This window comes from Pseudomonadota bacterium, from assembly GCA_008501635.1.
Taxonomy (GTDB): Bacteria; Pseudomonadota; Gammaproteobacteria; order QQUJ01; family QQUJ01; genus QQUJ01.
Genome location: QQUJ01000030.1, coordinates 41042 through 64675, shown reverse-complemented (window position 1 = coordinate 64675; position 23634 = coordinate 41042). Strand labels below are relative to the sequence as shown.

At 58.7% G+C, this 23634-nt stretch carries 24 protein-coding genes and 1 tRNA gene; 14 read left to right on the top strand and 11 right to left on the bottom strand.

Features of this window, described 5'->3' with window-relative positions; genetic code table 11:
* The first annotated feature begins 165 nt into the window (after positions 1-165).
* Positions 166-636, top strand: a complete 471-nt coding sequence (locus DWQ09_17575; GenBank protein ID KAA3626046.1) for a copper chaperone PCu(A)C — start codon at positions 166-168, stop codon at positions 634-636.
* A 68-nt stretch (positions 637-704) separates the two neighbouring features.
* Here the strand turns inward: DWQ09_17575 and DWQ09_17570 are convergent, their stop codons facing one another.
* Both DWQ09_17570 and DWQ09_17565 read right to left on the bottom strand, forming a co-directional pair.
* The gene (locus DWQ09_17570; protein KAA3626045.1) at positions 705-1595 is read right to left on the bottom strand and encodes a sigma-54-dependent Fis family transcriptional regulator; all 891 of its coding nucleotides are present in this window, start codon (positions 1593-1595) and stop codon (positions 705-707) included.
* 18 nt (positions 1596-1613) lie between these two features.
* Positions 1614-2318: a sulfite exporter TauE/SafE family protein gene (locus DWQ09_17565; GenBank protein ID KAA3626222.1), complete on the bottom strand. Its 705-nt coding sequence runs from the start codon at positions 2316-2318 to the stop codon at positions 1614-1616.
* A gap of 208 nt (positions 2319-2526) precedes the next feature.
* Between DWQ09_17565 and DWQ09_17560 the strand changes: the two genes are divergently transcribed.
* The 6 genes from DWQ09_17560 to DWQ09_17535 all read left to right on the top strand — a co-directional run bounded on the left by DWQ09_17560 (position 2527) and on the right by DWQ09_17535 (position 8558).
* Positions 2527-2602 (top strand) — tRNA-Lys (locus DWQ09_17560).
* 389 nt (positions 2603-2991) lie between these two features.
* A complete protein-coding gene (locus tag DWQ09_17555) occupies positions 2992-4530 on the top strand; it encodes an OmpA family protein (protein KAA3626044.1) in 1539 nt (512 codons plus the stop codon).
* A 363-nt stretch (positions 4531-4893) separates the two neighbouring features.
* The gene (locus tag DWQ09_17550) at positions 4894-5307 is read left to right on the top strand and encodes a hypothetical protein (GenBank protein ID KAA3626043.1); all 414 of its coding nucleotides are present in this window, start codon (positions 4894-4896) and stop codon (positions 5305-5307) included.
* The gene (locus DWQ09_17545; GenBank protein ID KAA3626042.1) at positions 5304-6512 is read left to right on the top strand and encodes an iron permease; all 1209 of its coding nucleotides are present in this window, start codon (positions 5304-5306) and stop codon (positions 6510-6512) included. Before DWQ09_17550 ends, DWQ09_17545 begins: the two co-directional genes overlap by 4 nt.
* Entirely contained in the window at positions 6509-7954 is a 1446-nt protein-coding gene (locus DWQ09_17540; protein ID KAA3626041.1) for a 4Fe-4S binding protein, read from the top strand. Before DWQ09_17545 ends, DWQ09_17540 begins: the two co-directional genes overlap by 4 nt.
* 73 nt (positions 7955-8027) lie before the next feature.
* Positions 8028-8558 (top strand): hypothetical protein, encoded by a 531-nt coding sequence (locus tag DWQ09_17535; protein KAA3626040.1) that lies wholly within the window; start codon positions 8028-8030, stop codon positions 8556-8558.
* Positions 8559-8618: 60 nt separating this feature from the next.
* Here DWQ09_17535 and DWQ09_17530 read toward each other — a convergent pair whose 3' ends face one another.
* The 8 genes from DWQ09_17530 to DWQ09_17495 all read right to left on the bottom strand — a co-directional run bounded on the left by DWQ09_17530 (position 8619) and on the right by DWQ09_17495 (position 14751).
* The gene (locus DWQ09_17530) at positions 8619-9104 is read right to left on the bottom strand and encodes a DUF3237 domain-containing protein (GenBank protein ID KAA3626039.1); all 486 of its coding nucleotides are present in this window, start codon (positions 9102-9104) and stop codon (positions 8619-8621) included.
* Positions 9105-9167: 63 nt separating this feature from the next.
* Entirely contained in the window at positions 9168-9362 is a 195-nt protein-coding gene (locus DWQ09_17525) for a 4-oxalocrotonate tautomerase (protein KAA3626038.1), read from the bottom strand.
* A 75-nt stretch (positions 9363-9437) separates the two neighbouring features.
* The gene (locus tag DWQ09_17520) at positions 9438-10394 is read right to left on the bottom strand and encodes a peptidase C39 family protein (GenBank protein KAA3626037.1); all 957 of its coding nucleotides are present in this window, start codon (positions 10392-10394) and stop codon (positions 9438-9440) included.
* On the bottom strand, positions 10375-10776 hold the full coding sequence (locus tag DWQ09_17515) for a hypothetical protein (GenBank protein ID KAA3626036.1): 402 nt from the start codon (positions 10774-10776) through the stop codon (positions 10375-10377). The genes DWQ09_17520 and DWQ09_17515 overlap by 20 nt, the downstream gene beginning before the upstream one ends.
* A gap of 210 nt (positions 10777-10986) precedes the next feature.
* On the bottom strand, positions 10987-12261 hold the full coding sequence (locus DWQ09_17510) for a TRAP transporter large permease (protein KAA3626035.1): 1275 nt from the start codon (positions 12259-12261) through the stop codon (positions 10987-10989).
* Positions 12258-12683 carry a TRAP transporter small permease gene (locus DWQ09_17505; GenBank protein KAA3626221.1) on the bottom strand — a complete coding sequence of 142 codons (426 nt, stop codon included), beginning with the start codon at positions 12681-12683 and terminating at the stop codon, positions 12258-12260. The genes DWQ09_17510 and DWQ09_17505 overlap by 4 nt, the downstream gene beginning before the upstream one ends.
* A gap of 85 nt (positions 12684-12768) precedes the next feature.
* Positions 12769-13755, bottom strand: a complete 987-nt coding sequence (locus DWQ09_17500; GenBank protein KAA3626034.1) for a C4-dicarboxylate ABC transporter — start codon at positions 13753-13755, stop codon at positions 12769-12771.
* Between the two features lie 162 nt (positions 13756-13917).
* A complete protein-coding gene (locus DWQ09_17495) occupies positions 13918-14751 on the bottom strand; it encodes a hypothetical protein (protein ID KAA3626033.1) in 834 nt (277 codons plus the stop codon).
* A 666-nt stretch (positions 14752-15417) separates the two neighbouring features.
* On the opposite strand from DWQ09_17495, the gene napF reads away from it, so the two are divergent.
* From napF to DWQ09_17465, 6 genes are all read left to right on the top strand, one after another.
* Positions 15418-15954: a ferredoxin-type protein NapF gene (gene napF, locus DWQ09_17490; protein KAA3626032.1), complete on the top strand. Its 537-nt coding sequence runs from the start codon at positions 15418-15420 to the stop codon at positions 15952-15954.
* Positions 15879-16220, top strand: coding sequence for a hypothetical protein (locus DWQ09_17485; protein KAA3626031.1), 342 nt, complete (start codon positions 15879-15881; stop codon positions 16218-16220). Before napF ends, DWQ09_17485 begins: the two co-directional genes overlap by 76 nt.
* Positions 16217-18769 (top strand): nitrate reductase catalytic subunit NapA, encoded by a 2553-nt coding sequence (locus DWQ09_17480; GenBank protein KAA3626030.1) that lies wholly within the window; start codon positions 16217-16219, stop codon positions 18767-18769. Before DWQ09_17485 ends, DWQ09_17480 begins: the two co-directional genes overlap by 4 nt.
* 125 nt (positions 18770-18894) lie before the next feature.
* Positions 18895-19764 (top strand): ferredoxin-type protein NapG, encoded by an 870-nt coding sequence (locus DWQ09_17475; protein ID KAA3626029.1) that lies wholly within the window; start codon positions 18895-18897, stop codon positions 19762-19764.
* Positions 19764-20684 carry a quinol dehydrogenase ferredoxin subunit NapH gene (locus DWQ09_17470; GenBank protein ID KAA3626028.1) on the top strand — a complete coding sequence of 307 codons (921 nt, stop codon included), beginning with the start codon at positions 19764-19766 and terminating at the stop codon, positions 20682-20684. The genes DWQ09_17475 and DWQ09_17470 overlap by 1 nt, the downstream gene beginning before the upstream one ends.
* 43 nt (positions 20685-20727) lie before the next feature.
* Positions 20728-21159: a nitrate reductase cytochrome c-type subunit gene (locus DWQ09_17465; GenBank protein KAA3626027.1), complete on the top strand. Its 432-nt coding sequence runs from the start codon at positions 20728-20730 to the stop codon at positions 21157-21159.
* A gap of 148 nt (positions 21160-21307) precedes the next feature.
* Here the strand turns inward: DWQ09_17465 and DWQ09_17460 are convergent, their stop codons facing one another.
* The gene (locus tag DWQ09_17460) at positions 21308-21715 is read right to left on the bottom strand and encodes a MerR family transcriptional regulator (protein KAA3626026.1); all 408 of its coding nucleotides are present in this window, start codon (positions 21713-21715) and stop codon (positions 21308-21310) included.
* 591 nt (positions 21716-22306) lie between these two features.
* On the opposite strand from DWQ09_17460, the gene DWQ09_17455 reads away from it, so the two are divergent.
* Positions 22307-23557 carry a branched-chain amino acid ABC transporter gene (locus DWQ09_17455; protein KAA3626025.1) on the top strand — a complete coding sequence of 417 codons (1251 nt, stop codon included), beginning with the start codon at positions 22307-22309 and terminating at the stop codon, positions 23555-23557.
* The last annotated feature ends 77 nt before the right edge of the window (positions 23558-23634 follow it).

Sequence of the window (23634 nt, the reverse complement as noted above, 5' to 3'; positions counted from 1 at the left end):
GCCGACCGCCTGATAGCGGGTCCCTGCCTATCACATTCCTTCAGCCAGGGCACAGACTGATTCCGAGGAATTCTCGCCCTTTTGCGCCTGAGTACGCTTTCTCCGCTACATGCATTACGTTATCGTTGGGCGCCTTGCATTCGAGTGTATGAGAGAGATTGAGTTATGCGCGTTTTGAAGAAGCTGGTATTCCCGATGGCGATGGTGGTGACGATGAGTTGGGCACATGCTGTCGATAGGGGTGTGGTGATCGAAAGCCCGTGGATTCGTGAGGCGCCGCCCACCGCAAAAGCGCTGGCGGGGTACATGAAGATCCGCAACCACTCCTCGCAGAAGACACTGGTAAGTGCGGAGAGCGACGATTTCCAGAGCGTCATGCTGCATCAGACTGTCACCAAAGATGGCATGGCGATGATGATTCACCGCCAGAGAATCGAGTTACCGAAGGGCGTTGAGCTGATCTTCGAACCCGGGGGTTACCACCTGATGCTGCTGCGGCCCAAGCGGCCGTTGAGACTCGGTGATCAGGTTGCGATCGATCTGGTGTTCAGCGACGGAACCCGGCAGACGGTGGAGTTCACCGTGAGCAGAAGTGACGGCAATTCGGAGGGACACGCGCCTTCGGGGCACAGGTGACGGGCGTCGGTCGCGGGTGGAACGAAAAAAGGCGGTCCAAGACCGCCTTTTTCTGTTGAGACGGCTGACTATTGGATCGCGTACTTCTTCAATCGGTACAGCAGCGTATCACGCGTGATACCGAGCAATCGGGCCGCACGGCTGCGGTTGCCGACGGTTCTTTCGAGTGCCTGCTTGATCATGTCCCTTTCCAGATCATCAAGACTCAACCCCGAGTCCGGTAACTGGAAACGGGTGTTCTGCTGGGCGGGTTCCTGCATTTCGCGCGGTAGATTGGTGACGTCGATCGCCTTGCCCGCCAAGAGAATGACCATGCGCTCGCACAGATTCTTGAGTTCGCGCACATTGCCTGGCCAGCTGTAACGGGCGATAGCCTGTTCTGCACCGCGGGTCAGGTAAGGCCGGTTCACCTGGTAGCGGCGCGCAAATTCCAAGGTGATGTGTTGGAACAGAAACGACGCGTCTCCGGTGCGCTCTTTGAGGCCAGGCAGTTCCAGAGGAACGACCTTCAAACGGAAATAGAGATCACGGCGAAACTGTCCGTTCTCGACGCGCTCGAAGAGATCGCTGCCCAGCGTCGTGATCACGCGAACATTCTGCACCTGCCCTTTCGTATCGCGGGTGTGGGTCTCGGGGTTCTGTTCAAGCAACATCAGCAGCCGCGCCTGGCTTGCGCTGGGCAGGTCACCCAGATCTTCAAGCACCAGGGTTCCTCCGCGAGCGCTATTCCAACCGTTCTCCAGCCGCTCGAGTTCGAGCAGTCCACAGTTGAGCTCGATCATTGGACCGCGGTAGCGCGGACTGTGCTGGTGAGCAGCTTGGGCCATCAGCGTCTTGCCGCTGCCGCTGCCGCCGATGATCATCAGCGGCACATCGGTGAGCGCCGCGATCTGCGCCGTCCTGATCAGCGCTTTGAGTTCGGGAGATTCTCCGACCAACAACCGTTCAAATGCGTTCATGGTGTCAGTTCCATCGTGTCAATGAGTAGGGGCGGGAATCGACCCGATAAGTCCCGGCACCGCGATGCTTGCCAATGCCATGGCAATCAAGAGACTCCCCACCACGGGTCTAAGATAGGGCAAACGTGTCAGGCGTGTCACCCACCCAGTTAGGATACCCGCGCTGACCACGGCAGGTATGGTTGCCAGCCCGAAAGCCAGCATGAAGAGCGCCCCCTGTTGCGCGCTTGGCGCGGCGAGCGTCATCAACAACGTGGTGTAGACCAATCCGCAAGGCAGCCAACCCCAGATCATGCCGTAGAGCAGCGCCTGCGGCAGCGATCGCACCGGCACCAGGCGTCGGCCGAGGGGTTCGAGCCGGCGCCAGATTGGGACACCGATGCGTTCGATGAGGGCGAATCTGGGAAACCATCCGGCCAGATAGAGACCGATACCGGCCAATAGCAGTGCGGCGATGGTTTGCAGCGTGTAGTGGGCCAGCGGCAGATTGACGACGTGATAGAAGGTCTCGCCAATGGCGCCCAATAAGGCGCCGGCGGCCACGTAACTGGCAACTCGACCGACATTGAAGGCCGCGATGTAGAGCGCCAGGTGCCCGGATTTTTGCCGTGTTTCAGCCGGGAGACTGAAGGTGAGCGCGCCCATGATGCCGCCGCACATACCCAGGCAGTGAACTGCGCTGAAAAGGCCGATGAGCATGGCGGAAAGTAGCGAAAGATCCAAGGAAGTGGTCGCCGTAAGCTTGATTACAGCGGGGGATATTACCATTCCTGCCCGCTCTATACCCTTGAGGTGAAACAATGTTTCTGGTTTACTATGCAGCCTCGCGCGGGGCGGTCGGCACCATCGGCAGAGCAAGTAACCCTAAATTCGCTCAGCCCCCAATCAGAGATTGTTTACACAGGTTTCTGGTCAACCCAGAAAACATAATGGGCCGTTAGCTCAGCTGGTAGAGCAGTTGACTCTTAATCAATTGGTCGTAGGTTCGAATCCTACACGGCCCACCAAATTCCCTTGGTGTATTCCTCAGTTCGCCTTTTGCCGCGCGCATCGGGCATCGCCCGAACGGGGCTCTGCCTGCGCAATGGTCGGTGGCCGACCCATCCCTCATCGGATCCTTCCTCATGCCCAGGTGGGCGATGGCCGGTTTTTTAGACAGTGAGGTCGCGAAACGACCGCTGGGGCCGCCAAGAGAGGCGCGATCCACTCTCTGGGTAAGTTCTCTCAAAAAGAGGGGCGCCAGCTCAAGTGATCGGTCAAAATGAGTCTTCGTTAGAGATCTATTTTTTGGAAAGAGCGCTACAATGCGCGGCGCCCAGACGTTGGAATAGGGAGAAGTCGAAGTCCTCTACCTCTGTTCAGGCAGCATCCCTCTAGGCAAAAGGAGTTTACCCACATGAATGCCTCCTGTTCTCAACGGTATCTTGGGCCGGATCACATCGTGCGCGCCCACAGCGGATGGCTGGTACGCCTGATCGCCATGATCGCGACCACGACCTGGATCGTTGCCTGCGCACCAGCGCTTGAGGTCAAGCCGATTGCGCTGAGTTCAGATCCCACAGCGCAGATCAAATCATTGAAAGAGGCGCTCGACACTGCGCGAAAAAATGAGGTTCATCTATTTTCACCGACTTGGTTCGCACGTGCCGATGCCAGCAGCTCTGAGGCTGCCGGATTGCGCGAGCGCGGTGGCGACATTCAAACCATGCTCACAGCCGTCGCCCGTGGCAGGGCTGAGCTGGAACAAGCCAACCGGTTTGCCGGTATCGCCCGCACGGAACTCGCCGAGTCTTATCAGGCGCGTAAGGATGCGATCGCTGCGGGTGCCGCAGAGCTATACGGACGTGATTTCGGTTCTGTCGAGGCTCGGTTCAGGGCGCTTGGCGAGGATGTCGAGAACGAGAACCTGTCGAGTGCACGCAACGACGGTAAGAACGTTGTTCAGGTCTACCGCGAACTTGAATTACGGGCCATCAAAGAGCACACCCTGGGCGAAGCACGTCGACTCATCGACACGGCCATCGACAACGGTGCACATCGCAACGCGCCGCGTTCGCTCAAGGAGGCACAGAGCAGTCTGGCAGCAACCGACAAGTTCATTACGGGCAATCCGCGTGCCACGCAGGAGATCCAGGCCCGGGCCAGCGACACCTTGCGCCGTGCATCCTACCTGAACATTGTTCTGCAGCAGGTCAAGACTTGGGGGGGGATCAGCCTCGAGGATCAGATACGTTCCGTGGACAGCGGTTTGACCAAGATCGATGCAACGTTGGCGGGCGATTCACAGGATCGGCAAGTGCAGACACTGGATCAACATATGGATGACATCCAGCAGCGTGTTCGTGTGCTGGTGGACAACCAGAGATTCCTCAATTCTGAGCTGAGCAGCCTGCAGGAACAGCGCCGCAGGGAAGTTGCAGAAACGCTTAAGCGTGAAACCGAGTACCAGGCAACGATCGCCAAGTCTAGCGCGGAAGAGGCGCGCGCAGCCGCCGCACTAGAGAACGAGAAGGATTTGGCAGCACGTTTTGCGCGGGTCCAGCAGATGTTCTCCAAGAACGAGGCCGAGGTCTATCGGCAAGGGAATGATTTGCTGATCCGGCTCAAGGGCCTGAACTTCGAAGTCGGCAAGGCTTACGTCTTACCTGAGCACTATCCTCTCTTGACCAAGGTGATGCAGGCATCGCGTATTGTCGATGCCGGAAGCATGACGGTGGAGGGTCATACCGACACCAGCGGCACCGCGGCTGTCAACCAGGTGCTGTCGCAGGAGCGAGCCGCCGTGGTCAAGGCATATCTTGTCAACAACGGCGGTTTCAGTGCTGAGTTGATCAACGCCATCGGATTCGGACCGGACAAGCCGATTGCGGCTAACACGACTGCCGATGGTCGGCGTCTCAACCGCCGGACTGACGTTATTCTCAACACACGCTGAGAGTACCCAGGGAAAATACGAAGGATACGATACCGCAATGCGGGATCGACAGTTCCGAAACAGGCCGGGCGCAATGCCCGGCCTTTTTTATGGGGCACACGTATTAAAAGCAGCGGGTAGTGTGGTTGCGGGTCAGGGATGCTTAGCGTCGCAGACGTCGAAAACCATCGTTCGGCGGCATTCGACATTGACCTTTCAGGCGGCAAGCTGGATTCCCGCCAGTGCCCAGGAAGGGACTCACCGAAAACCTTACTAAAGCACTATGTTGTTATTAGTAATGAGAACCATTATCATTCCCATCAAGAATGGTAATGGAGAAGTGCTGTGGCGTCGTTTCGATCACATTCTCTGAAGATAAGAGTATTGGGCGTACTGGTCTGGGGGACGTTGTTGGCGTCGACCCTGAAGGCGGAGACAGCCTTGGCCAGCGGTGGGTACTGGCAAGGTGTGGCAAGCCAGGTAAACGCTGAGCTACACCAGGCGCTGATCCTGTATCAGGGAGGCGATGCCGAAGGTGCGCGACGCCAGGTAACGCAGGCGTACTTCGGGGCCTTTGAAGGCAGCAAGATGGAAGCGGCCATGCGAATCGAGCAGGGAGCCAAGTACAACTATCTTGTCGAACGCCAGTTCGGTGCTCTACGCAAGGCGATTAAACAGGGGGTGGGGATTGACGAAGTGCAGGGCGATATCGAGGGTTTGATGGCGTCACTGGTGCGCGATGCGAAAGTCCTCGATGCCGCGCAGATTCCTCCTGAGGTCTTTCAGACAGGGCAATGACCGTGCTGCGAGATTGGCGTGTGTTAAGTATCGCGGTGTTGCTGGTCTGGGCAGGCGCTGGTCATGCTGAAAAACCCGTTCGTGTGGATTTTGCGGCTGTCGTTGCGCATCTCAACGAAGCAGGCGACGTGGTCATAGAGGATTACGATCCCGGCAACGGTGTCGCCAGTGCGGATCGATTCTCCGATCTCTATTTCGACGTCTTTGAGAGCAGTGGCATGGAGCAGGTGATAGGCCTGCGCGAGCCACGGCGCAAGACAGCGTTGGAGGCACAGTTCGCTGCCGTCATTGGATCCGCCGGCAGTGGTGAGCCCAGGGAGAAGGTGGTTGCCGCCTGGCAGGCGTTGAAAGAGGGACTGGAGTCGGCGGTCCGCGATTTTGGGCAGCCTGTGCACAGCGGATTCTGGACCGCCGGGCTGCAATCGTTTCTGATCCTGCTGCGTGAAGGTTTCGAGGCGATCCTGGTGATTACGGCCCTGGCCACCTATCTGCGCAAGGTGGGTGCCGCCGACAGGATACGCGTGATCTATCACGGTGTCGGTTGGGCGTTGGTGGCGAGTCTGACCACTGCTTACCTGCTGACAGTGGTGTTGCGGATTTCCGGCGCTGGGCAGGAGGCACTGGAAGGCGTCACCCTGCTGATCGCCGCCGCAGTCCTCTTCTACGTCAGCTATTGGCTCATCTCGAAGCGTGAAGCGGTGCGCTGGCAGGCCTATGTGCGTGGCCAGATCGACAAGGCGTTGTCGCGGGGCAGCCTCCTCGCGTTGGGATCAGCCGCCTTCCTCGCGGTCTACCGCGAAGGGGCGGAAACCGCCCTGTTCTACCAGGCGCTTGCGGGGCAGACCGAGGGACAGGGAATAGCCATTCTCGCCGGCTTCGCCGCCGCATGTCTTGCGTTGGCGGCCGTCTACTGGGGTATGCGCGGCGCCGCGTTCCGACTGCCGCTGGGGCTCTTCTTCGCGGTGACCGCAGCGTTGCTCTACTACCTGGCGGTCTCGTTCGCTGGCAGTGGCGTGCTGGAGCTGCAGGAGGCGGGCTGGATCTCCATCACGCCGGCCCCCGGTATTCCTCAATGGCCGTGGCTGGGGCTGTTCCCCTCCTGGGAAGGTGTAGCCGCACAAGGGGTGTTGGTCGTGCTCGCGCTGGTGGCGGCGGCGTGGTGGTGGATGCGCCGTCAGCGCAGTGCCGTGGTTCCGTCCGGATGAGTACGGCAGGCGAACGTTTGGCGGAGATTTCCGTTCGGGTTGAGGTTTCCCCATCCACCAGTTCGTCGTGGAAGCGCCTGGCGGAGAGTCTTGAGCGCTTCTTCGTGCACCATCGTCCGCAGCTGGTTTGGATCCACGGGGTCATGTTCGTGGGGTTTTTGGCGCTCGTAGTGCTACCGGTCTTTTTGGATGAGCCCGCCGAAACCGCCACGCCTCTCTCCCACTTCACCCTTTTCGCCAACTACGCCATGTGGGGGCTGTGGTTTCCACTGGTCTTTCTCTCAGTCATCTTCACCGGCCGCAGCTGGTGCGGGCTGCTGTGTCCCATGGGGGCCGCTTCGGAGTGGGCCAATAAAAAAGGCCTGCAACGGCCTATCCCCAACTGGCTGCGCTGGGAGGGCACGCCGCTGATCAGTTTTCTGCTGATTACGATCTTGGGGCAAACGGCGGGGGTACGCGATCACCCCGAAGCGATTGCCGAAATCTTCGGCGGTACGTTGCTGGCCGCGATACTGATCGGGTTTCTGTACGGGCGCAACAAGCGCGCGTGGTGTCGTCATGCGTGTCCCATCGGGCTGCTGCTGGGCGTTTTCTCGCGACTGGGTGCGGTACAGTTGGCGCCGCGCAGGCAGAAACCGGGCGGTGAGCGTTATATCCAAACCGGCCCCTGTCCGACCATGATCGACGTGGCCCACAAGACCGAATCGCGTCACTGCATCGAGTGTTTCCGTTGCGTTCATCCCGGCGCGAAAAAGGGCGGGCTCTATCTGCGTTTGCGTGCTCCGGGTGAAGAGATTGAGCAGATTCGCGAGCACAACGCCAATCCCTATGAAGTGTGGTTCCTTTTCCTCGGGACTGGAATGGCTGTGGGCGGATTTCTGTGGCTGGTGCTGCCGCAGTTCCAGGTGTTGCGCCAACGCATCGGAGAATGGTTTGTCGAGCAGGGCTGGTTCGGCTTGCTCGAACCAGGTCCGTGGTGGCTGATGTCGGTGCACCCCGAGCGGCGTGAGGTATTCACCTGGCTGGATTTCGGCACCATCGTTGGATTCATGGTGTTCTGCACGTTGCTGCTGGGAATATTGCTCACCTTCACCACCGCAGTTGCCAGCTGGTTGGCCGGCAGGGCGGGCGGGCAACGGCAGTTTCGCGAACGTTTCATCGAACTCGGCTACCAATACACACCGGTGGCCATGATGTCGCTGATCATCGGGCTGGGCGGGGAGTTGTTCAATGGGATGGCGTGGTTGGGACTGTCGAGTTTAGCGCTCCAGCTCATCAAGCAGGCGCTATTTGCGGTGAGCTTGGTGTGGAGCCTGCATCTGGGGCTGCGCATTCTGCGCAACCAGGGCGTGAGTCGAGGGCGTGCACTGGCCATGGTGCCGGGCGTTGCGGGTAGTCTGGTGGTGGGATTGGCCTGGTGGCCGGCGTTGTTCGGGTTGTGAATTGACCAGTGTTTTTTTGGCTTCATTAACGAGAATAAGCCGTATTCGCGTCAAGAAAGAGGAGCAATCGAGTATGAAACAGTCAATGAAAACCATCCTGGTGGCGGCGACCTTGAGCATGAGCGGTGTCGCGTCGGCAGGGGAGGTGCCGATTGGTGAACCCATGGAGATCAACGGGATGGAGATCGCCGCGATCTACCTCCAGGCCGTGAAGATGGAGCCGATGATGCCGGGCATGATGGAGCCGCAGGATATCCATCTGGAGGCCGATATTCATGCCATGAAAGGCAACACCAACGGTTTTGGTGAGGGGGAGTGGATCCCCTACCTGGGTGTCACCTACATGGTCGCGAAGGTGGGGACAGACTGGAAGAGCGTCGGCCACTTTCACCCGATGGTCGCCTCCGATGGGCCGCACTACGGCGCCAATATCAAAATGGACGGCCCGGGCAAATACCATCTCACCTACCACATTACTCCGCCTGCTTATCAGGGGTTCTACCGCCATTTCGATAAGGAGACCGGGGTCGGTCAGTGGTGGGTGCCGTTCAAACTGGAATGGGATTTCACTTACGTTGGCACCGGTAAGAAGGGCGGTTATTAGAACCTATTGAAAAATCCCAGCGAGCTGTGCCGGTCGCTCGTTGGGATTCCGAGACAGGTTCTAGGTTACTTCGTAGACGGTGATGACAACTTCGTTGCGGCGTCGTTCGCCCACCGCGACCGCGACCATCCTGTTCAGCCAATCGTAGCGTTGTGAGCCCGTCTCGAAGCGGGGCGTGGTACGAAAATAGTAGCTCCCAGGATCAACGTCTTCGCCGCGGCTCAACCGTTGGATGACATCCGCGGGGCCATACCGCAATCCCCAGTCGGACACGTAGATGAGGTCGCCTTCACCCGTTTCCAGTGTGTAGCGGGCATCCACCTCGGCCACGCCATCGTCGCGCACCACTTGCCAGTCGGCGCCGCCTGGAAGAATGCGACCGCTAAGGCGTGGCCCGGCGAACTCTCCGCCGCTGATGTTGATGATGCGTCGCTCCCCGTAGGGGGAACGGCCCAGCTGGTGCGGCGTCGCGATCCCGACGCGCGACGAGTAGAGCAGACGGAGTCCGGGAGTGACGGAAACGGGGGGAGCAGGCGGGTTGGTCATATGGCTTATTTCCGTTTGTCAGCGATGTTTCGCGCCCGAGATTCAGGCGCGGCCGGCACGAAATCAATCGGGAAACTTCTCCGAGCAGAGTATACCGCCGACGCTGCAGTTCTCCTTGCTCAAGTCGCTGATTACCACATGCACGGAATCCAGCGCACAATGGGTGATTCGCGCCGTCTCCCGCGACAGAACCTCCACCAGTTCTCGCTTCTGGTCTGACGATCTTCCTTTGAACATTTCTATATGAATGATTGGCATGGAGGAGCCCTCGGGTCTGCAGTGAGGTGAGATCAGTTGCCGATTGTAGCGAAAGCCGCGACCCGATTGTCCGATTCACCGCGCCGCATGAATTTTTTCCAGGGTTGCCCGGTATTCAGGATTGGCTCCCCCGTCCAAATCGATGGCCCGCTGCGCAAAGTGCCGGGCTTCTTCAAGTCGACCCGCCTCAGCCAGGGTATAGGCCAGGTTGTTGTGGGCGGCCGCCGCGTGAGGATGTGTTGCCACGGCTCGACGGAATGCAGCGATAGCCGCGGGGAGATCACCGGCGGCATAGTGACTGTTTCCCGAGCCCATCAGCGCCACAAGGTTGTCCGGCCACAATGTGAGTGCCGAGCGGTAGGCTTCCTGTACCGGCCCCCAGGCCTGCAGTTGCTCAAGAGGTACTACCGCTTCCAGATAGCGTTGCGGGTCGGCATTGGCCGGCAGTTCGCCCGGCCTTAAGATGCGCACCGCCCAATAGGCGCCGCGGCGCCAGGTGCGCTCGAAGAGCGCAATGGGCATAACGTGGCGTTCGCGAGTGCCGGAACGCAGGATCATCATGTTCTGCTGGGCATCGAATCCGATGACGACCGCATAGTGCCAGCGGGGCGCCCAATTCAGGGCAAGATTCTGGAGGACCAGGACCGGGTGACCGCCGCGTAATTCGTGCAACACGTCCTCAAGGTGGGGGCGCAACACATAGGCGATGCGCCCGTGACGGCGAGCAGCCGCCAGAATCTCCACCTGCAGACTACCCTCACGCTGCGGAATATAGACCTGATCGCGCAGTTTGTCGGGCGTAATGGCGACACCGCTGTGGACCAGGACGGTTGCCAGCGCCGCTGGGCCGCACTGATAGCGCTCCTGCGCAAAGAACGGCGTCTCGACCAGTTCTATCGGTTGGCGCGCTATTGCCCATTCGTCCAACCGTTCCGATTGCAGCGGGAGCGCGCAACCACTTGCGCTCAGGCAGAGTAGCCCAAGCGCCAGCCAACCGTGCGCCGCGTGTTGTTCAGCGTGGTTTCTTAACAAATGGGAATATGTCTGTATAGCCGAGGATGTCGGTAAAAAGCAGCACCAGGAAGATGATGACCGCTGCACCCAGGAAATCACCACCTGCCGGTAGTTCGTCGATTCGCCCGCCGAGGGACTGGATCTCCTGATCGCTCATGGCGGCCACGCGCGCCTCGACCTGCGCGGGGTCGACGCCTTGGCGCACCAGTTGGTCACGCACTTCATCGCGCTTCAAATAGTCAACGATCTTGCCTTCGAGTTGAGTGCGCTGCTCGACAGCCAACATATCGGCTGTACCCACCATGCCGGCGTGCGCCGCAGGGGCAGGCAGCAGGACGACTGTAAATGCCGCGAGAACCAGCATACTGATGGAGCGTAGATATTTGCGAAGGGAGGTCATGCACTTCTCCTTGGTGAGTGGTCCACTGATTAACCCGTCAAACTTCTTACCCCGGGCATGATACCGCCATCTGTGTTTGCGAAGCGATTAGAACCTATCTCAAGATCCCCCGCGAGCTGTGCCGGTCACTCGTGGTTCGAGCGCCCGGCCCTACGAGTTATACCGGATACACGCGAAGGATGCTGAGACCAAGGTACCGGTAGTGCACGTTCATTCGATCAATACCAGGCTCAGCGCCGGCCAGTAGGTAATGATGAGTACTGCGACAAGGAGGATGAAGAAAAAGGGCAGGCTGGCACGGTACAGTTCCATGACCGGTTTCTTGAAACGATAACTGGCGATAAAGAGATTCATCCCTATCGGGGGGGTGAAGTATCCGAGCTGCATATTGGCAAGGAAAACGATACCCAGATGAACGGGATGGATGTCGTAACCCAACGCAATGGGCAGCAGGATGGGCACGATCAGCACCAGTGCCGAGAAGATGTCCAGCATCATTCCCAGCAGCAACAGAAAACCATTGAGCAGTATCAGGAAGGTCCACTTGCTGTCGATGTGGGTGCGAATGGCCGTGAGTATGGCATCCGGAATTCCGGCATCGATCAGGTAGTTGGTGGAGGCGAGCGAAGCGCCCAGGACGATGAGGATGCCGCCAACGGTGATCATCGATTCACGCATGATCAGTGGGAGTTTCCGCATTGACACTTCACGATTGATGCCCACGACTACGACAAGAACATAGAGTGCTGTCACCGCAGCCGCTTCGGAGACGGCGAAGTAGCCGCTGTAGATGCCGCCCAGCACTATGATTGGTAACGGAATCTCCCAGATGGACTCACGGAGCGCATCGCGTATACGCGGGTGCTGCCTCGCCGCGCTGGTCTCCGGTCGTAACGGTTGCATCATGCTGTAGAGGCCGAGCATCGCCACCATCAGCACACCGGGCAGGATACCGGCGAGAAAGAGTTCGTCGATACTGACCGGCCGCTCGAGGGTCATCTGCTGTACCACAACGCCGTAGAGAATCAGGGGCAGGGAGGGGGCGAACAACAGACCAAGACTGCCCGAGGTGGTGATCAGTCCCAAGCTGAACGTTTGCCGGTAACCGGCCTCTTTCAGCGCCGGGTAGAGCAGCGCGCCCAGCGCGACGATGGTGACGCCACTGGCGCCGGTAAAGGCTGTAAACAGCGCGCAGGCGACGAGTGAAACCAGCGCCAGACCGCCGGGCATCCAACCCAGTAGCGCGTTGCTGAGCCTTACCAAACGGGTCGGTGCCCGGCTTTCACTGAGGAGATACCCGGCGAAGGTGAAGAGCGGGATCGCTATCATCACCGGCATCTCGGCCAATCGATAGAATTCGATGGCGACGACGGAGAGATCCACACCTGACTGATGGAAACCGAGTAGCGCTCCAGCGGCAATGATCACGAACAGTGGGGTGCCCAGCAGCGCGAGTACGAGCAGCAGTGCCGTGGCGAGGATCACGTCGGTTCCCCGCGCCCGGTGCCGGAGGGGGTATCGTCCAGACAGCTGAAGAGCAGGAATCGCAACGCCATCAAACCGAATCCCACCGGCAGGACGATCTGGAACATCCAGGCGGGCAGTTGGTTGAAGAGCGTGACCCCCGCGTGATACTCCGCCAACACAAACCGCGCACTGTGCCAGGCGACAAGTGCGCAAATTCCTGCGCTGAAGAGGGAGCCGGTCAGCGAGGCGATACGGCGACCGGTCTGTGGCAGATAACGGCTGATGGCGTCAATTCTGATGTGGTTGTTGCCGCGGGTGGCGGCCAGCGCGCCGAGCAGAGTGAGCCAGAGGACGGTTATGCGTAACAGGGGCTCGGCCCAGAACAGGCCGCTGTCAAAGAGATTGCGTAATATTATCTGCGTCCCGGCGAGCAGTATCATTCCGAGCAGCAGTGACGCGAGCAGCAGCGTCTCCAGCTGCCGGATCAAATGCAACAGGCGCTGAACCACAGGACGATAGACCCGATTACCGCGCCGCGTTGGTTTGCGTGCGAAACGCCGCAAGGTGCATCTGTAGCAGGGTAAAGGTTTCGCGGCTGAAGAGCCCCTCGTTCAATAGTCGATCGACCACCTGTTCGGCGATACGGTGCCACGTTATCTGATCCTGACTGTTGGGTTTGATGAAGCGAATGCCCTGATTCTTCAGGGCCTCGACCGCTGTTTTGTGATCTATCCGATTCTGGTGTTCGATGCGTTCGAAGGTCTCATCCAGTGCTGTGCGCACCGCTTGCTGATCGTTCACCGAGAGCCGATCGAAGACATTTTTACTCAGCATCAGGATCCCGGTGATATAGACCAGGGGCGAATCGGTGACGTACTGGATTTTGGTATGCCACTGCAACGCGATGGCACCCACCGGTGATGTCGCTACCGTGTCGATGAGGCCGGTCTGCAGGCCGGTGTAGGTGTCGGCCACGGGGAGCGGTATCGGAGTGATACCGGCCGCCGAGAAGGTCGCCTGGTTGATGCGATCCCCTTCGGGTATCCACACCTTCTGGCCCGTCAGGTCGCTGATGCCATGAATGGGTTTGTTGGACATCATGTAGGCAAAACCGCCCTCGCTGATTCCCGCCAGGATGTACCCGCGTGCCTCCATGCCCTGTCGCAGTTGATCGTCCATGCGTTGACGTACGTAGTCGACCTCCTCGAACGAGCGAAAGGCCAAGGGAACACTGTAGACCTGCAGGTCGGGGTAGATATCGGAGAGGCTGCCGCTGGTGAAAGTGCCTCCCTGCAGTTGGCCGGCCCGCATCTTGCGCAGGACGCTGCTGTCGTTGCCCATCACGCCACCGGGATAGAACTTGAAGGTAACGCGCCCCTGGGTTTTGTCCTGGATGAGTTTGGCGGTTTCTCGGAACTGCTGCATCCAATAGGAGCCGTCCGGGACCACGGTGGCGATTTTGAAAGTTGTGGCGGAGACCGCTGCGCCTGCGTGCAGGACAAGCGTCAACAAACCGATGAAGATGAATCTATTTCCTGTTAACACCGTACTGGTTCTCGCTCTTGGTAGGGAGTGTCCGTCCGTTCGGTATCGCGCCCGGTGTGCACCTGCCAGAGGCGCCGCACCGTATTGTCTTGTGGGTTACGTTTTTTCGAACGTTTTGGCCTTCTGGGTTCAAAAGAAATCTTTGCCGCTTTTCAGAAGTTCCAGCGCTTGTCGTTGTGCAAAGCTGTTGACCAGCGTCATGCCGGGTTTCACGGGATCGGCCCCCAGGACTTCATTCAGCAACCGGTCATGCAACGCCTGGTCGAAGGTGAGCCGCGCGTAGTAGCGGGCGAATTGCACCTTGACCATCAGGTTGTGACCGTTTGCGAGTTCGAGGGCACGCTCGAAATGACGGCGTCCCACCTCGGGTTTACCGCCCATCGCAGGTGGCAGTTGAGAGTTCAGGATACCGAGATAGGTATGTGCGCCGCCTAGATCGTGAGTCTCATCCAGGGTTACCACCTGCTGTAACAATGCCGTAACGCGGGGAAGGTCGGCCAGGGCATTCCAGTCGGCGCTGTTGGCCTGCAGGCGGATCAACCAGGCGCTTGCGAGTCCATAAAGCAATGGCACGTCTTTCTTGCCGGTGTCGGCCACGGCGAGCGTGAAGCGGTCAATCGGTGCGTCCAATCTCGCGCACAGCGTCTCCAGCCGCAGACAGGTGGCACGCTGGGCGTAATCGAGGGACTTTGCCGCAAGTCGCTGTTTGCGTGCGGATTCTTCGACGAAGAGTCCGGCATAGGCGGCGTAGAGGCGGGCGCCGGTGAGTAGCAGCTCGCTGTCTTGCGGATCACCTGCGATCAGGCTGTCGATGAGAATGAGGTAGGAAGGAGCGCCGGCGCGCACCGTCTCCGGATCGTTCTGGTTCAGCACGGCTGACGACAGGTCGCTCGCCATGCGGGTGGCGACACTGCTGCAGCCACTGAGGGCAAGAAAAATGATGAGTCCTGTCAGTGCTTTCATTGACTGGTGCCGACCATTCCCTGGTGTTCCAGAAGCCTGCGATGGGGGTGTTGTTTCCGGTATTGGTGCCTGATTCTATCAGTTGAGGATATTGCTCGCAGTAACGCCTTGTCCGCCGCACCACGGGGAGTGTCAGGAGCGATTTACGCAATCGACGAACCTGCCAACGCCGTTTGAGCCAGTGAGGGGCGGCGGACAGGGCGGCCCGTATTCGAGAAGTGTGTCATCCGTTTACCAAAGTGCTTGTATCAAAAGTTACCCAAGCTGCGCTTGAGGGGTGAAGGCTGACGGTTTTTTACCGCTCGTGGTGCACCGCCCGCGTGCAGCTGACAGGCTACCCCAATGGGGATAACGGCAGTGTGTAAGAGGGGATAGCCCAGAGCTCGATGACTGGCGCACTGCATGAAAATTGCGCTTCACCCGTCGTTTGATGGACACACTCATGCGGCTGAACGTCGGGCTTGAGTGGTTGAAATTGTTAGCTATTCCTGTCGGGAACACGAACCATCCGTCATGAATCGGAGGCCTCGGCAGCAACTGCCAGGGTGCGTGATCAAGGCAATAAATCAGAGTATTTCACGCATATTTTAGGGTTGATTTGTATCAAGGTGTTACATACCGCATCGCCGCAAAGTAGCACGCTATGGAATAAGCGAGCAGCGAGCGATGAGCCGTATTTCGCGTGTTGAGTTTTTACGAGGAAACTTTCAAGGTGAGCGGATGCCAATCCGTCCACCCTGGGCGATTGACGAGCGTGAATTTGTCGAGCGCTGCACACGCTGCGATGACTGCCTAAAGGTCTGTCCCGAACACATCATTACCCGCGGTCGCGGTGGATTTCCAGCCATTGATTTCAGCCGTGCTGAATGCACGTTTTGCGCCGCCTGCGTCGACGTGTGCAAAGCGCAGGCCTTACACATGCCGTACCCGGATGCCGATCCCGCGACGGCATGGTCGAATAAAGCGGGCATTCAGCCCGGCTGCCTGGCGGTCAACCGCATCGAGTGCCGTGTATGCGGCGAACACTGCGCGGTGCGAGCCGTAAGATTTCATCTTTCAGCCGGCGCTGTGGCAACTCCAGCCATTGATCTGGAAGTGTGCAACGGTTGCGGAGCCTGCGTGTCGTCATGCCCGGTCGGGGCTGTGGCGGTGCGCGTTCCGCGCAACGACGAGTTTGCCGGCACCAGCGCGGCATTGGTCTGAGGGTTATCTGCATGAATCTATCGAGTCTTGTTGTTCACGCGCACCCCGGCAAGGCGCCGGTGCTGCAACAGGCGATGCTCGAGCTTCCCGGTGTCGAGGTGCATGCCGCCACCGATGACGGCCGCATGGTCGTGACCGTGGAAGAGTGCGCCGGGAGCCTGCTGTCCGACACCATGATGAAAATACAGACGATGGAGGGCGTGCTCTCCCTGTCTCTGGCCTATCACTACTGCGACAACGACCTGAATGAGGAGGCGTCACAATGAAAATCACACGGCGGGACTTTATTAAATCGAACGCCGCGGCGGCTGCGGCCGCGGCCGCGGGTGTCACCCTACCGGGTGCGCAGACGGCCTTTGCGGCAGAGGGTGATGGCATTCGCTGGGATAAAGGCGTATGCCGTTTCTGCGGTACCGGGTGTAGTGTGCTGGTCGGCACCAAAAACGGGCGTGTGGTCGCGACGCAGGGCGATCCGGATGCTCCGGTAAACAAGGGTCTGAACTGCATCAAGGGCTATTTCCTGTCGAAGATCATGTACGGCAAAGACCGTCTGACGCAGCCGTTACTGCGCAAGAAAAACGGCCAATACGACAAGAATGGCGATTTCGAACCGGTCTCCTGGGATGAAGCGTTCGATGTCATGGCCGACAAGTTCAAGGCGGCCATCAAGCAGAGCCTGGAGGAGAACCAGGGTAAACCGGCCGACCAGCTGACCTCGCGCGTCGGCATGTTCGGCTCCGGTCAGTGGACCATCTGGGAAGGATACGCGGCCGCCAAGCTCTACAAGGCAGGCTTCCGCTCCAACAACCTCGATCCCAATGCGCGTCACTGCATGGCCTCGGCGGTCGGCGCTTTCATCCGTGCGTTCGGTATCGATGAGCCGATGGGCTGCTACGACGATCTCGAGCACGCCGATGTCTTCGTGCTGTGGGGCGCCAATATGGCGGAGATGCATCCGATTCTGTGGTCGCGCCTTACCAACACCCGTCTTACCAAGCCCGGTTGCGAAGTGCATGTGTTGTCCACCTTCGAGCATCGCTGCTTCGAGCTGGCCGACAACGGCATGATTTTCGAGCCGCAGACCGACCTGGCGATCCTCAATTACATCGCCAACTACATCATCGAAAACAAGGCGTACAACAAGGAGTTCATCGACAAGCACGTGAACTTCACCAAGACGCCCACCGACATCGGGTACGGCCTGCGCCCCGAGCATCCGCTGCAGCAGAAGGCGAAGAATCCCGATAAGGGCGCGCTATCGAAGATCACCTTCGAGGAGTACGCCGAGTCGGTGAAGATGTACACGCTGGACTATGCCAGCAAGCTCTCCAAGGTGCCGAAGGAGAACCTCCTGGCGCTGGCGAAAGTCTATGCCGATCCGAGCAAGAAGGTGAGTTCCTACTGGACCATGGGCTTCAATCAGCACACCCGTGGTGTGTGGGTCAACGGTCTGCTCTATAATGTGCATCTGCTGATGGGTAAGATCTCCGAGCCGGGCAACAGCCCGTTCTCGCTGACCGGTCAGCCTTCCGCGTGCGGCACGGCGCGCGAGGTAGGTACCTTCGCCCATCGCCTGCCCGCCGATCTGGTGGTTGCCAATGCCAAGCACCGCGAATTCTCCGAAAAAGTCTGGCAGCTTCCGGAGGGCACGCTGCCGGGTAAGGTGGGTTACCACGCGGTGCTGCAGAACCGCATGCTGAAAGACGGCAAGCTCAACGCCTATTGGGTCCAGTGCAACAACAACATGCAGGCTGCGCCCAACATGAATGAAGAGGGCTACCCGGGCTACCGCAATCCCGCCAACTTCATCGTCGTTTCCGAGCCCTACCCAACCGTAACGGCGATGGCAGCCGATCTGATTCTGCCCACCGCGATGTGGATGGAGAAGGAAGGGGCCTACGGCAACGCCGAGCGGCGCACGCAGTTCTGGCGCCAGCAGGTGAATGCGCCGGGCGAGTCGAAATCCGATGTCTGGCAGGTCATGGAGTTCTCCAAACGCTTCAAGGTGGAAGAGGTGTGGCCGGAAGATCTGATCGCCAAGAAGCCGGAATTGAAGGGCAAGACCCTGTTCGACGTGCTGTTTGCCAACGGTGTTGTCAATAAGTTCGCTTATCAGGATGGCCTGATCAAGGATCAGGACGGTAACGTCTACAAGAACAGCGAATCCGAGGACTTTGGCTTCTACGTGCAACAGGGGCTGTTCGAAGAGTATCGGCTGTTCAACAGCGCCGAAGGTATCCCGAAGAAAGGTCACGAGATGGCCGAGTTCGCGGAGTATCACAAGGCGCGGGGACTGCGTTGGCCGTATGTCAACGGCAAGGAGACCCTGTGGCGATTCCGCGAAGGTTACGATCCGCACGTTGCCGCGGGCGAAGGCGTGAATTTCTACGGTAAACCCGATGGCCGCGCCAACATTATTTTCGCGCCTTACGAGCCTGCCGCAGAGAGTCCGGACAAAGAGTACGACCTCTGGCTCTGCACCGGCCGCGTGCTCGAGCATTGGCACTCGGGCTCGATGACACGGCGTGTGCCCGAACTCTATCGCGCAGTCCCGGATGCGGAAGTTTTCATGCATCCCAATGATGCGAAAAAGCGCGGTCTGCGTCGTGGCAGCAAAGCCAAGCTCATCACCCGGCGCGGTGAACTGGTGGCGCGTATCGAGACACGCGGCCGTAATCGTACCCCCGAAGGGTTGATCTTCATCCCCTGGTTCGATGCCGGTCGCCTGGTCAACAAACTCACGCTGGATGCCACCGATCCGTTGTCGAAAGAGACCGACTTCAAGAAATGCGCGGTCAAGGTGGTGAAGGCGTAAAGGGTGGTTCGGCGGAAGTTCCGGCGGCCGGTTCATTCGGCCAGGCAGCGAGCGCTTTCAGCCACCGGGTGGGCTGGCCGCCGGATTGAATCCGCAGACGAAACGTCCGAGATCTACGAAAGACCATGACCAATCAGACCGACAAAGATACGACAACCACCGACCTTGCCCGGCGACGTTTCGTCGGTAATACGGTCAGGATGGTCTGCGGTGTGGGGCTGCTGAGCATGGGCATCGGTCTCTATGCCCGGCGCGCCAATTCGTTGCCCGCGATGGCGATCCGTCCCCCGGGTGCGCTGGAGGAGAGCGATTTCGTGGCCGCGTGTGTGCGCTGTGGTCTGTGTGTGCGCGATTGCCCGTATGACACGTTGCGGTTGGGGCAGATCGAAGAGGATGTGCCGACCGGTTCGCCCTATTTCGTAGCCCGCGAGGTGCCGTGCGAAATGTGCGAAGACATCCCCTGCGTCAAGGCGTGCCCCACCGGTGCATTGGATCCATCGTTGGAGCATATCGACGATTCGCGCATGGGTTTGGCGGTGCTGGTGGATCAGGAATCGTGCATTGCATTTCAGGGGTTGCGTTGCGAGATCTGCTTTAACGCCTGTCCGGTACGCGGCAAGGCGATTACGCTTGACTATCTGAGCAATGAGCGCAGCGGCAGACACGCGCTATTCATCCCGGTGGTGCATTCGGACGGTTGTACCGGGTGCGGCAAATGCGAACAGGCCTGCATTCTCGAAGAGGCGGCGATCAAGATATTTCCCTTCCATCTGGCGAAGGGGCAATTGGGTCGCCACTATCGTTTGGGATGGGAGGAGAAACGCAAAGCGGGGGGCAGTTTGGTGACGCCCGATCAGGAACATCGCTACAACCTGCCGGAAGGGATGCGCTACGACTACGAAGGGCGCGGCCTGATCATGCAGGAGAAGGCCGGGGAGACGCCGTTCAGCAGTAATCCGCTCGATACGCTCAACCGGGGATTGGAGCAGCAGTAATGGCGCTGGTGAACGACATCGGCCGGGAAGCGGTAGAGAAAAAGGGCTGGTGGTCCGCCCATAAATGGCTCGTGCTGCGGCGTAGCAGCCAGGTGGCCATTATCGGGCTGTTCCTGCTGGGGCCCTTGGCGGATATCTGGTGGATCAAGGGCAATCTGAGCGCCAGCCTGTTTCTGGATACCATCCCGATGACCGATCCATTCGTGTTCACGCAGTCTTTGCTGGCGGGTCATGTGGATACGGTGTCGACGGCGGTGACCGGTGCGTTGATCGTGGTTGGATTCTATCTATTGGTGGGGGGGAGGGTCTTCTGCTCATGGGTGTGCCCGATGAATCCGGTGACCGACGCGGCGGCCTGGGCCCGCAATCGCCTGGATATCCGTCAGACCATGAATATCTCACGCGGCTTCCGCTACTGGTTGTTGGCTGCGGTACTGGTGCTGGCGCTGGCAACGGGTTCTCTGGCGTGGGAGTTGCTCAACCCGGTCTCCGTGTTGCACCGAGGCCTGATCTTTGGGATGGGATTTGGTTGGACGGTAATTGCAGCCGTATTTGTTTTCGATCTTTTTGTCGCCAAGCGCGGCTGGTGCAGTCACGTCTGTCCGCAAGGGGCGCTCTATGGGTTCTTGGGTTATTTCAGCCCGGTAAGAGTTCGTGCGGACAACCGTATCGCCTGCGATGACTGTAAAGAGTGCTATCTGGTCTGCCCCGAGCCGCAGGTGATTACGCCGGCACTCAAGGGTGGCGTGCAGGGATTGGGGCCGGTGATTTTGTCGGGCGCCTGCACCAACTGTGGGCGGTGTATCGATGTGTGTGCAGAGGATGTCTTTGGATTTGGTACCCGTTTCAACAACCGGGTGCATACCGAGGAAAACAGGGCTCAGGTGAAACATGCCGGAACCCATTTTAAAACCAGCTAATTTCGGTTGACTAATTGACTTCAACGCGTTGATGGAGGGTGTCATGAAGAAAACGATTCTAACGACCGTGGCGGCGGTGGCAACAATGTTCTTTGTTTCGCAGGGTATTGCGGCAGGCGTTTATTCACTACGCGGTGACGCCGAGCTTACAGGGCCCAGCAATGACGCACCCCGCACAGGCAAGTTGATGACCCAGCAGGGGGGGTTTGAGCGGGCCTTCGAGCAGCAGCCCCCGCTGATTCCCCACAACATGGATAAATCCGAAATCAATCTCAAGGTAAACGGCTGCATGAAGTGCCATAGCAAGGAGACTTTCGAGAAAGAAAAGGCACCGGTAGTCGGCGAGAGCCACTACATGGACGTCGATGGCAAGAAACTCGACAACATCTCCATGCGCCGTTACTTCTGCACGCAGTGCCATGTGCCGCAGGTGGGATCGGATCCTCTCGTCGAGAATACCTTCACTGCCAAATAAGTGTGCTGTGGTTGTGAGGCCGGCGGTGATGATTCAAGGGCGCCTTCGGGCGCCCTCGTGTTTCCGATGAGACCGTTGCCAGGAAACGGGGGGCAGGCAAGACAACAAGCGGGACCGGGGCAGGCGCTGGCACATCTCGAGCCGAAGGTCACAGTTCATTGTCGGGATCTACTCCCCGCTCACGCAGTTTGGAAATGGCTTCGTCTTTTAACTCCATCAATTCGCTCAGGTCCTGCTGTAGCGTGGCAATCTGTTGTTGCAGTTCATTGATACGTCCACAGATTCCACGATATCCGACCTTGAGCTGCACCAGATGCGTTTCATCCGCATCGTAGAGGTCGAGGAACTCCTTGGTTTTGTCCAGGGGAAAACCGAGCCCCTTGAACCGCAGTACCAGTGACAGGCGAGCGCGATCACGGTAATCGTAGGCGCGGTTGCTTCCTACCCGACGCGGCGACAGCAGACCTTTATCTTCATAGAATCGTATGGCACGCGCGGTTATGGCGAACTCCGTCGCCAGCTCCGATATCGAGTAGAGGCGTGTTTTATCGATCATGGTCCGCTTTCCCGTACCCCCATGTCTGCCGCTCTCGGTGCCAACGCACACCGCCTGATCTCATGGCGCGACCACCCGGTTGCTATGCTTTCAGCTACGGGTGGTGGCTCGTATCAAGGCCGCGGTGCAAAAGGGGCGGAATCCATGTTTCCGCCCCTGTTTGAGATCTTTTGCCGCAATGCATCATTGGACTTACGTAGAAACATGTTGACGTCCAATTATTAACGTAATAACTTTTTTGCGGCAACCTTGATGTCAGGAAACCGCCGGTTTAAGTCCGTTTAGATGAGAGTTTTGTTCAGAAGGGGCGAGTTCAAGGCGGGAAGTGCAGGTGATAGCCCGCTATTGCCAGGCTTTCCAACACCGAAACCGGCGCTTCCGGGCAACAGAATCACTGAACACGACTTACTCCGAGGTTCCCTATAGTATTAACCGCTGCACCGTGCGTCGTCATCGAGAGGCTTTTATCTCGAGTTGCAATGCTGGGAGTCATTTTGCGGCACCAGGCATTGGCAATACGCGGCGCGTTGATGGCAAAGCCGGTAATCACAAAACAAGCCGGCACATGTTCCTAGGACGAGGAGGAGAACAATGGTAAGCAAGAAAGAGCACTCCGGGCCCGGCGCTGTTTCCCGCCGACGATTTCTAGCGGGTTCTTCTGCCGCTGCGGCATTGATGCTGGCGGGCCTGCCGATCGGCACTCGTGCTGCCGGCACATTGAAAATCGGTGTTTTGTTGCCGCGCTCGGGACATCTGGCCCTGATCGGGCAGGATTGCCAGCGTGGTGCCGATCTTGCGCCGCCGCTGCTCAGCGATCTTGGTTACAAAGGGATCGAGCTCATCAGTGCCGATACCGAATCCAATCCCGACGTAGGCCGAACCCAGGCGGAGAAGTTGATCCGTGAGGGCGCTCATGTCCTGGTTGGCACTTTCGACTCGGGAACGACGGCGGCGGTCGCACAGGTTGCCGAACAGAAGGGTATTCCCTTCGTCATCAATATCGCTGCGGCACCTCAGATCACGGAGCAAGGATACAAGTACACCTTCCGTAACTTCCCCACCGGCCCCATGCTGGTGAAAGATGGCCTGGTGCTTATGAACACGCTCTTCAAGGCGACTGGATCCAGTCCGAAGACGGCGGTGCTCATGCATGTCAACGATACTTTCGGTACCTCCATGCTCAACGGCATCAAGGCATTGGCATCGAAGGTCGGCCTGGTCACCGAGATCAAGGAGTACATCGCTTACGACCCGAAGGCGAAGGATCTTTCCGTGGAGGTGGCCAAAGCCAAATCGGTCGGGGCGGATATTCATATGGCGGTGACACGTCTCAACGACGCGATACTCATGGTGCGTGAGATGGTCAAGCAGCGCTATGAACCCATGGGTATCATCAGCCCCGGAAGTCCCGGGATGTACGAAGGGCAGTTTTTGAAGGCGCTGGGCAAATATTCCGATTACGCGATCACAAATGTACCCTGGTTTGATCCGCGCCAGGAGATGGCAGTGGAGCTTGGCCGCGCCTTCACCAAACAGTATCCGGATCTGCTGTTCAATCTGAATACCGGGTTTACCTTCGAGGCGGTATTGATTGCGGCCGACGCCTTCAAGCGTGCCGGTTCCACCAACCCCGATGAATTGGCGGCAGCGCTGCGCACAACGAATCTTGACAAGCATGTCATGGTGGGTGGCCCTATTCAGTTCAATGACAAGGGTCAGAACGTCAATATCCGTTCCGCAACCTTGCAGAATCGGGATGGGCTGCCACGTGTGGTGCTGCCCGAGTCGAGCGCAGAGATGGCGCCTGTTTTCCCCGTGCCGGGATGGCGCGACCGCGGGTAGTCGAAATGCCCCGGCCATCGCAGCGTGGTCGGGGCGTTCTCTTCCATCCATAGCTTTTGATCCGTTCACTTTGTGGG